At 60.2% G+C, this 8990-nt stretch carries 8 protein-coding genes and 2 pseudogenes; 3 read left to right on the top strand and 7 right to left on the bottom strand.

Annotated features, from left to right (window positions below; all coding sequences use genetic code 11):
* Nucleotides 1–79: 79 nt before the first annotated feature.
* Together ACW4E8_RS30685 and ACW4E8_RS30680 are read right to left on the bottom strand one after the other, a co-directional pair.
* Nucleotides 80–385, bottom strand: a complete 306-nt coding sequence (locus tag ACW4E8_RS30685; RefSeq protein WP_456807952.1) for a YidH family protein — start codon at nt 383–385, stop codon at nt 80–82.
* 53 nt (nt 386–438) lie between these two features.
* Nucleotides 439–952: pseudogene (locus ACW4E8_RS30680) on the bottom strand (transposase); the annotation flags it as partial.
* Between ACW4E8_RS30680 and ACW4E8_RS30675 the strand changes: the two are divergent.
* Nucleotides 920–1024: pseudogene (locus ACW4E8_RS30675) on the top strand (IS5-like element IS711 family transposase); the annotation flags it as partial. The pseudogenes ACW4E8_RS30680 and ACW4E8_RS30675 sit on opposite strands and share 33 nt — an antisense overlap.
* 234 nt (nt 1025–1258) lie before the next feature.
* Here the strand turns inward: ACW4E8_RS30675 and ACW4E8_RS30670 are convergent.
* The 3 genes from ACW4E8_RS30670 to ACW4E8_RS30660 all read right to left on the bottom strand — a co-directional run bounded on the left by ACW4E8_RS30670 (nt 1259) and on the right by ACW4E8_RS30660 (nt 4478).
* A complete protein-coding gene (locus ACW4E8_RS30670) occupies nt 1259–2422 on the bottom strand; it encodes a mandelate racemase/muconate lactonizing enzyme family protein (RefSeq protein WP_456807951.1) in 1164 nt (387 codons plus the stop codon).
* Nucleotides 2423–2540: 118 nt separating this feature from the next.
* Nucleotides 2541–3515: a Bug family tripartite tricarboxylate transporter substrate binding protein gene (locus tag ACW4E8_RS30665; RefSeq protein WP_456807950.1), complete on the bottom strand. Its 975-nt coding sequence runs from the start codon at nt 3513–3515 to the stop codon at nt 2541–2543.
* Nucleotides 3516–3539: 24 nt separating this feature from the next.
* Nucleotides 3540–4478 (bottom strand): NAD(P)-dependent oxidoreductase, encoded by a 939-nt coding sequence (locus ACW4E8_RS30660; RefSeq protein ID WP_456807949.1) that lies wholly within the window; start codon nt 4476–4478, stop codon nt 3540–3542.
* Between the two features lie 432 nt (nt 4479–4910).
* Between ACW4E8_RS30660 and ACW4E8_RS30655 the strand changes: the two genes are divergently transcribed.
* Nucleotides 4911–5663, top strand: a complete 753-nt coding sequence (locus ACW4E8_RS30655) for a GntR family transcriptional regulator (protein ID WP_456807948.1) — start codon at nt 4911–4913, stop codon at nt 5661–5663.
* Nucleotides 5664–5850: 187 nt separating this feature from the next.
* Here ACW4E8_RS30655 and ACW4E8_RS30650 read toward each other — a convergent pair whose 3' ends face one another.
* Both ACW4E8_RS30650 and ACW4E8_RS30645 read right to left on the bottom strand, forming a co-directional pair.
* The gene (locus ACW4E8_RS30650) at nt 5851–6378 is read right to left on the bottom strand and encodes a site-specific integrase (protein WP_456807947.1); all 528 of its coding nucleotides are present in this window, start codon (nt 6376–6378) and stop codon (nt 5851–5853) included.
* Nucleotides 6379–6756: 378 nt separating this feature from the next.
* Entirely contained in the window at nt 6757–7698 is a 942-nt protein-coding gene (locus ACW4E8_RS30645; protein WP_456807946.1) for a LysR family transcriptional regulator, read from the bottom strand.
* A 113-nt stretch (nt 7699–7811) separates the two neighbouring features.
* Between ACW4E8_RS30645 and ACW4E8_RS30640 the strand changes: the two genes are divergently transcribed.
* Nucleotides 7812–8936 (top strand): mandelate racemase/muconate lactonizing enzyme family protein, encoded by a 1125-nt coding sequence (locus tag ACW4E8_RS30640; protein WP_456807945.1) that lies wholly within the window; start codon nt 7812–7814, stop codon nt 8934–8936.
* Nucleotides 8937–8990 lie beyond the last annotated feature (54 nt).

Genomic DNA, 8990 nt, shown 5'->3' with positions numbered 1-8990 from the left:
CCTCTCATCGCTGCCTCGCCCTGTGTGTGCCTTCAATGCAGAGTACAAGGCGATATCAATAATGCAATGAATTTCTGACTCAGGACACTAGCACAGGAATGCCGTATCCATGCGGCAGGGATCTACCATTGCGCATGGCGATCTCAATTGCCTTCCATCTCATGTACGCTCCTATACAGAGGAGAGGGGCAGCTACGCCTAGTGCGAGCGCAAGCCAAAAGGTTGAGCCTGGTGAAGGGACGCGAGACGCCAATTGCTGTAGCAGAAGGCCTCCGGCCGATAGAGCAAGGGCCGTACGGATCCACGCAAGGAAAGTACGCTCGTTTGCCAGTGAAAAGCGGTAGTCCGGTTCACTACCTTCCTGTTGCCAGCGAGGGCGATGCATTTCTGTATCTCGTAAAGACGGTTTGAAAAGGTTTGGACGTCGCTGGGGTCTGTTCACATTTTCACAAATGGTCCAAACGCACAGGCAAGCGATGCGAAGGCTAGATAGCTATCGGCAAGCTTGTCGTATCGAGTGGCAACGCGACGAAAATGTTTGATGCGATTGAAAAAGCGTTCGACCAGGTTGCGCGTGCGGTAAAGCACACGACTGTAGCGGCGCTTGGTCTTGCGATTCGAGCGCGGGGGATGACAACCTTCGCCCCGGTCGCCCGAATCGGCGCAAAGTCGAACCCATCTTGCCTGGCAAGGAAGGCGACCGCGGTCGTACGGCTGCCGACAATCGCTGGTTTCTCGAAGCCGTGCGTCACCAGCCGAGTGCTGGTGCGCTCGTACGATGGTTGAGTCGATCAGGATATGTTCGATTTCCGTCTCGCCCGCCACGGCCTGTGCTACGCGTCTGCCAGACGCCTTTGCGTCGCCATCGGGAGAAACGCATGTACACCGATTGCCATCGACCAAACTCCGCCGGCAAGTCGCGCCACGGGGACCCTGTACGGCCGATCCACAGCGTTCGCGTGGCGGACTGACTACCAAGCTGCATCTGGCAGTGGACGGCGCCGGCCGTCCACTGCGACTGATCGTTTTCACCAGTGCGTCGGCGTCGTAACCCTTAGCGGCGATAACCGCTCCGGTACGCAATGCTCGACCAGTTCGCTGGCACACGAGATGTCGGCGACCTGGCCTTCGGTAACGTGGGAGCTTGCAGCGCCGGCCTCTGCAGGACAGCGGTTTCTTAGCGATTGGTCTAGCGATGCGTGCGCCGGATGTCCTTCCCATTGGCATCGCCCTCGGCCTAGTCTCGAGCGCTTCTAAATTAGTCCAGTTGGACACCGAATTCCCGGCAGGCGTTGAGATCTGGCGCTACACCCAGCCCAGGCGAGTCGTTGAGTTGAACACACCCGTCCATCAGATGAAACGCGGGCTGCGCGAGAACTTCCCTGAGTGGGTTGGGATTGGCGTCAACTTCCACATAGCCGTCGCCGCCTACTGCAACCTTGAGGTGAAGCGATGCCGTCAAGCCTATCCCTGCACCGAGCCAATGTGGGCAGAATAGCTTTCCATTGCGCAGTGCGGTGCGGCCAACTCCAAGGCAGCCGCTGAAGCCACCCCACTTCCCAATATCGGGCTGTACCACTGCAATGGCTGGGTCAGCGACAAACAGAGCAAATTGATTTGCACCGGCCACATTTTCACCACCAGCCAAGGGGAGCGGCTGCTCTCGCGCCAACTGGGCCCAGTCGACTGACGTTGCGTCCGCTCTGATGGGTTCCTCCAACCATTCCAGGTCAAATCGGGCCATGCGTCGGCCCGCGGCAATAGCTTCCTTGGTGGTCCACGCCTGGTTTGCGTCAACCATGAACGGTGCGTCACCAATCACCTCTCTCACTGCTGAGAGATTCCTCTCGTCTCGATCAGCTCCGAAGCCCACCTTCAACTTGAAGGCCTTGTAGCCTTCGTTCAGCTTTTGTTCGGCAAGCTTCTCTGGGGCAGTCGGATTTAGACCTGAGGCATAAACACGTATAGCTTTCAGCTCGTCGCCTTGGGCCTCCCCGAGAAGCCTCCATAATGGCAAGCCAACTCGGCGTGCAAGCAGGTCCCATATCGCCACATCCAGACCGGCAACAATCTGATGCAGCGGTCCCGGCTCCCCGGATTGGAGTGCCAGCACGGCTAATCGCTTAGTGAGCTCCTGGAAGCACTCTTGGGGGTTCTCCCATCTCCGCCCGGACACCAGTTGAGGCAAGTATGCCGTAGCCATTCGGGCGCGGTGTTCTGCCCCAACACTCGGGAAGTTGCACCAAACTTCGCCCCAGCCTTGCGCGCCCTGCATATCGGTTACCCTGAGCAGTACGGCGGGCCGACTCTTCATAATGCCGAATGATGTTTGAACAGGCGGGTCGGCTGGTGCGCGAAAAACGAACGCCTCAATTTTCTCAAGCGTGAACGCCAAGTCTGTATCGTGGTCGACAGTGTTCATTCGAAAATACTCGCGTTAAGGGTGTGAGATTGTGGTAGCGGTACGCTCGCGAAGCCGCCACGAGAACTTGAAACACAACCCTCGAGCCAAAGGGTGCCGCCATAGGTAGCATGGAGGTCTATTGCTCAATCTTGGCAGCCTTTACGATCTTGCTGAACTTGTCGCTTTCGGTTTTCACGAATGCCGTAAATTCAGAAACCGGCATACCACTCGGTTCCGCGCCCAATTTCGCGAGATTCTCACGGACCTCAGGCATCGCCAGGACATCCGCAATATCATGTTGTATCTTCGCGACAAGAGGCTCAGGAGTCTTTGTGGGCACGAATACGCCGAACCACTGGATCAGTTCGAATTTCTCGAGGCCCGGGCTCTTCGAAATAGCGGGGATCTGAGGCGCTGCTGGGGACGGTCGCGTAGACGACACGCCCAAGGCACGAAGCTTACCTGCTTGAATTTGTTGAATGCCGGTCGGCAAGCCAACGAATCCGATATCGACTTGCCCGCTCAAAACGTCTGTCATTGCCTGTGCGACGCCCTTGAATGGCACATGTAGAAGCTGAATTCCTGCCAGTTTCTCAAGCAATACGCCAGCCAGATGTTGGGGAGTTCCGGACCCGGAGGATGCATAGGTGACCTTGCCGGGATTCTTGCGGGCGTAGCTAATGAGACTCGCCATATCGGTAAACGGCTTTGAGGGCGAAGTCACCAGCGCGAACGGCAGCTTTACAAGCAAGGTGACGGGCTTGAGGTCGCGCTCCGGCTGATACAGCATCTTCGACATGAAGTGTTGATTGATAGCGACTTCAGCGGTAGCGGACATAAGAATGGTGTAGCCGTCAGGAGCGGCACGAGCAACCAAACTGGCACCGATCGTGCCACTCGCGCCGGAGCGGTTGTCTACGACCACCGGCTGCTTCCAGCGTGCGGTTAGCTTGGCCGAGACAAGACGTGCTACAGGGTCAACACCTCCACCGGCCACATACGGAACGACAACCGTTACAGGCTTTTCCGGCCAGGACTGAGCAAAAGACAGTAAGGGGCTAACGAAGATAGAAACAGTGAGAGCGGCTAACCACCTGCGACGGACTGTCATATGATTGTCTCCTACAAAGAATTTTTAGTTGGATAGGTTGGCATGCACCGCATCAGCAACAGAATGCGATACCCGTTCATTGGACTCTCTGGATAATCCAGCCACATGAGGCGTGAGGATCAGATTCGGACAGCCTTGCCAATGGCTGTTTGCTTTCAGCGGTTCGTCTTCAAACACATCGATGGCTGCCCCGCCCAACGTGCCGGCGCGTAAGGCCGCTGCAACAGCTACCTCGTCGACAACGCCACCGCGAGCAGCGTTAATCAGGATGGCTCCATCCTTCATGATGCTTAACTGCGTAGCGCTGATGAGGTTTCGCGTCTCGGGGGCAATCGGTACATGAAGACTGACAACATCCGATTGCGCGAGGAGAGCGTTCAGGCTGGCAGCCGGCCGACAGCGTCCAGTCTCATGACTAGCAGCGGCTGCTGGATTCGCCTCTCCCCAATAGAGCACCCGGAAGCCAGCCGCCTCTGCCAGCTCCGCAGTCATTCTTCCAATTGAGCCGAAACCAATAATGCCTATGGTCTTATCCATCGCCTCGCGACCTTGCGCGAGCGCAGCTCTCGGCCAAGCTCCCGAAACGACTTCCCCGCTATGTTGATAAATGCCTCGCAAGAGCATCATCGCGCTGCAAAGAACATATTCCGCCACGGAGCGCCCATTCGCACCCACGGCTGGACATACAGCGACCGTCCGGATCCGGCACGCGGCCAAATCGATGTTCTCTAGCCCTACGCCGAGTCGTCCGACGACACGGAGGCGCGGAGCGGCATGGAGGAGCTCAGCAGTGACCTGAGTTCGATTCCGTACGATGAGCCCACCGGCATCAGAAAGTGCTGCATAGAGCTCATTTATCTGCTCAACCAGGTCGGGGGCGTAGAGCACGTCATAGTTCACGCGCAGCTTGTCGACCGCGTCGCGGTTCATCCATTCCGAAATCACGATCCGGTCACGGGCCATAGGTGTCACCACAGTGTTTAAAGGTATATAACTATAGAACTATAGTAGCAAGCTTGGAGGGAGCCGTAATTCGGGATTACCCGTACAAGCTCGCATCGACACGCGACGTTGCGTGCTCCCGACCACATCCGATACCCTGAAGAGCCGGTACAGGAGCTTTGGTGACGTACTGACCTGTTGCACATCCACAGGCGAGGCTCTGCGACTCATCGTGAGTGTTGTGCCACTGGAGATGAGTGGCTCGCGACAGTAGGAGGGACGATTGGTGACTTGACGAGAACTTGGCCGCAAAGGGGGCTTACGGTTGCGTACAACACCAGCGCCTCGAACCTAGCTGGCTCGACGACTGGCGCCAGAAGTGGTCGCACTAACTGGCCAGCGACGCGAAGCAATCCCCCACAATCTATACTTGGCAACAGCAAAGCAAAATCTATGTCGATTACCCCTCCATCTTTTCGAGACACTCCGAGCAATCTGCGACGAGGAATGGCTCCCAAGTACGGCGTGCTAGCTGAAGCGCTGCGTCAGCGAATAGCTCGCGGTATATGGCCAGAGGGTACGTGCCTACCGTCTCTGAACGAGCTTGCCGAAGAATTCGGTGTGGCAAGACTGACGGCGCGCCAGGCAGTGCAAGTTCTCGTGCAGGAGGGGTTGCTGGAATCAATGCAAGGACGCGGAACCTATGTGACGCGGGGACGCACACCCATCAAGACTATCGAGGTCCAAACAACGCTCCGCGCGCTCGCCGACATGTACGTTCGGACACCGCCGGAGATTCTCACGCTTGATGAACGGATTGTTTCCCTGCCGCCCCACATCGGTACTGGCAACGATCGGCCCTTCGTGCGGATTCGACGCGTTCACTCCGAGGGAGGCGTTCCGTACTGCGTTATTGCAGTTCACATCGACGCGGGGATTTTCAACCAAGCCGCACAAGAGTTCCGAAACAGTGCCGCCATCCCTGTGCTTGTAGCAAAGTACGGATCATTCATTGCAAGAGCTCATCAGACTCTCACTGTTAGAGCAGTTGACGCCGAGACTTCTACCCACCTTGGTGTCCCATTGGGTGCTCCCGCAGCTTATGTCGAGCGGACGTTCGAGGCACCGGGCGGCAAGGTGCTTTATTTTGCTGAAGTGATTTACAGAGGCGACCTAGTCAAGCTGGACATAGAGCTTCAGGTGTGAGGCGTTCGTTCCTCGGTGGAGGAATGAGGTTCCCCTTGTTTTTCGCCTTCCAAGGGTGAGGCGTCAAGCCGCTATATTCCGCTCGTGCTGGTCCTTCCCCCCAGTTCTGCAGAAACTGTAGTTCGAAAGTCATCTTCCCGATTGAGACGTTCGATTGGTACTGAAAGTGCGGACGACCAGACCCGTGCTATTGGATCCTCGAAAACGTCCAAGCCTCCACCGCCAGCAGCGTAGTGAGTCGGCCGGCCGGAAGGTTGCCCGAGGTCCCTAGGCCCTTACGGTAGGTGGCACGGATGTTGTTGTTGCCCGACTGCAGCGGCGTGAGGGGTCGCTGGCGCAGCACCCTCGCGCGCCCACGCGTACACCCGCGCCACGACTGTGGGCGCCGCGCGCCCTTGACCGGGTTGAAGTCGACCGCATGCTTCTCGCACAGGTAGTCGAACAAGCTGCTTAGCGCGGCCAGCTTACGGCGGATGATGGCGCCTGCCAGGGCGCGGGCCTCGAGCGTGGCGCGCCAGGCCAGCACGTGCGCGCGTGTGACGAGGCGGAATTCCTCGGGTCGCGCGATGCCGGCGAAGGTCATGAAGTCCTGCAGGTCGGTCTGGTAGGCGCGCCGCGTGCGTGGGTTGTCGAGATCCGCAAACCACTCAGCCGCGGGCGGCACGGCGGCGAGCTGGTGGAACGCGGCGGCGGTGAGCTTCCTGTCCGCGGACACCTGAAGCTCAGTTCAGTATCCGGTGTGGCTAGCGGAACGAGAGGGGGTAGCGGCGTGGTTCATCACTTGAAAAATCAGCGGACGCGCGAGGCTGGATAACCCGTGACGCCTTGCTGCAAGCGGCATTCCGGCTTGCTAGCGCCAGATTCCGCACAAAAAATACGATGACCCCGAAACGGACCTCATCAACGATCAGCGTGCGCGGCGCGACCTTCCGAAGAAGCAGTTGGGTGAAGTGACTTACCTGACTGAAGCGGAATGCGCAATGTGCGCCGAGTCCCACGAGGGCAGGCGCAACGCCCCTGGGATTTGTGGAAATCCCAGGCCTCGCAAACGGGAAAGGCCCGCGCAACCCTGAAGCGTGGCGGCGGGCAGCGTTCAGGCGCTCCCCGCGCCAACGCCCCGCCAACGCTCCGCTACCGTCGCCGTGCTCGGGCCCGTTTCCGGCGCCGGGCGGTTGAGATCCAGCAGCCCCGCCAGCACCGCCGCCAGCGGCGAGCGCACCGACGAGTGCAGCCACACCATGCCCACCGTCCGCTGCGGGCACGGCGCGGGCAGCGCCCAGCGCCGCACCCGGGCATCTTGCTGGCCGCTTGCCGCCCAGTCCGGCAATACGGAAACCCCAAGGCCCTCCGCCACCAGCTTGGCAATGGGCTCGATCCCGTCCAGCTCGAACTGCACCTGCGGCCGGACATAGTGGCGGCGCAGGTAGTCGTCGGCGAGTTTTCCCGCCACCACGCTGCGGTCATAGCGGATAAACGGCTCGCGGGCAATCGTCTGCAACGGGTCCGTGACCTTCATGCCCGCGGGCGTCAGCAGGATCAACGGCTCGTTGCGCAGCGGCACCCACTCGCAGGTCTTGGGCATGGCGAAGGAGGGCTGCACCAGCACTGCGGCATCCAGTTCGCCGGCGATGACTTTGGAAATCAGCGTCGCTGACGTACCCGGCTCGATAAAGATCTCAATGCCCTGGTAGCGCTGCTTCCATTCCCGCAGAGCGCTCGGCAGCAGGCCCATCAGCGCGGTCGGCGCGGAGCCAAGGCGCAACGGGCCGGCCGGCAGTGCCGTGTCCGATGCCTCGGAGCGCAGGTTGCCGACCTCCCGCACCACCAGCCGGGCACGCTCCAGGATGCGGCTGCCGGCAAGGGTCGCGCGGACGGTCCGGCCCGAGCGCGCCAACAATTTGCTGCCGATGTCGGCTTCCAGCGCCTTGATCTGTTGCGCGACGGTGGTGGGCGCCAGGTCCAGGCGCCGCGCGGCTTCCGCGATGGAGCCCGCGTCCACGACGACCACGAAGGTATGCAGGAAGGTGGTATCCATAACCACGTATGTTACGTGTTCAGAAACATCCTGGCAGCGCTTTTTCGGTTGGTTTCGGTGAGCAACACTAGGGGCACTTACCCAGTCACCCAAAAACACCGAGAGAGACCGTCATGCCGATCATCCAGTCCATTGAAGTCTGTGTCGCCCGCGTGCCGCTGGAGCACGTCACCTCCTTCTCTAACCGCACCGTCACCGAGCGGCACTACGGGCTGGTGCGGGTGCGGTCCGCCGAGGGCGTCGAAGGCATCGGCTTCTGCTATGTCGGCAGCGCCGGCGGCGAGCTGTTCCGCGTCGCGGTGGAGCAATTGCTCGCACCCGTGCTGATCGGCAAGGAATCGCTCGGCGTGGAAGGCCTGTGGCAACAGATGTACCAGGAGGCCTTGCTGCAGGGCCGCATGGGCACCGTCATGCGCGCTATCAGCGCGCTGGACATCGCGCTGTGGGACATGAACGCCCGGGCCGTCGGACTGCCCTTGCACAAATACCTGGGCGCCGTCGAGTTGGACACGGTGGCCGCGTACGCCAGCGGCGGCTATTACATGGAGGGCAAGACCGCCGCGATGGTCGGCGAGGAAATGGCCAGCTATGTCGAGCTCGGCTTCAAGGCGGTCAAGATGAAGACCGGGCGCTGGGACCCCAAGGGCGAGGAGTCCCGCGTGAAGGCCGCGCGCGAAGCCATCGGGCCGGACGTGGAGCTGATGCTGGACTGCAATAACGGATGGGTCGACACGGTGCAGGCGATGCAGTATCTCAGCCGCATCGAGCAGTACCGGCCGTACTTTATCGAAGAGCCGTTTGGCCCGGACGACATCGAAAGCCACGCCCGTCTGGCAAAGCTGACCTCCATCCCCGTGGCCACCGCGGAGATCGGCTACGGCCGCTGGTACCACAAGCAGTTGCTCGACATGGGCGGCGCCGCCATCCTGCAGACGGATGCGGCGGTGTGCGGCGGCATCACCGAGTGGAAACGCATCGCGGCCATTGCCGCCGGCTACGGCGTGCAGGTGTGCCCGCACTGGTTCCATGATGTGCACGCGCCGCTGGTGGCGGCTACGCCGAACGCGCGCTATGTGGAATTCTTCTGGGACGACCAAGTGCTGAATTTCCGCCGCCTGATCGACCGGCAGCTTGGCCACAAGGACGGCCGCGTCGTCCTGCACCAGACGCCGGGGCTGGGCTTCGGCTTCGACGAGCAGCAGGTGGCGAAGTACGGCAAGTGGACAACCACCGCCTGAAGTCGTCCCGGCCGTCGGCAGCACCGCATCAAACAATAAAGTAGACCTTGGAGA

The sequence above is a fragment of the Cupriavidus sp. CP313 genome, from assembly GCF_054072015.1.
The sequence above is the reverse complement of the archived record's forward strand: the minus strand, read 5'-3'. Positions and strand labels throughout refer to the sequence as shown.

Excerpts from the sequence above, each read along its gene's own strand:
- ACW4E8_RS30685 (WP_456807952.1), bottom strand. The coding sequence starts at position 385 with ATGCATCGCCCTCGCTGGCAACAGGAAGGTAGTGAACCGGACTACCGC.
- ACW4E8_RS30670 (WP_456807951.1), bottom strand. The coding sequence starts at position 2,422 with ATGAACACTGTCGACCACGATACAGACTTGGCGTTCACGCTTGAGAAA.
- ACW4E8_RS30665 (WP_456807950.1), bottom strand. The coding sequence starts at position 3,515 with ATGACAGTCCGTCGCAGGTGGTTAGCCGCTCTCACTGTTTCTATCTTC.
- ACW4E8_RS30660 (WP_456807949.1), bottom strand. The coding sequence starts at position 4,478 with ATGGCCCGTGACCGGATCGTGATTTCGGAATGGATGAACCGCGACGCG.
- ACW4E8_RS30655 (WP_456807948.1), top strand. The coding sequence starts at position 4,911 with ATGTCGATTACCCCTCCATCTTTTCGAGACACTCCGAGCAATCTGCGA.
- ACW4E8_RS30645 (WP_456807946.1), bottom strand. The coding sequence starts at position 7,698 with ATGGATACCACCTTCCTGCATACCTTCGTGGTCGTCGTGGACGCGGGC.
- ACW4E8_RS30640 (WP_456807945.1), top strand. The coding sequence starts at position 7,812 with ATGCCGATCATCCAGTCCATTGAAGTCTGTGTCGCCCGCGTGCCGCTG.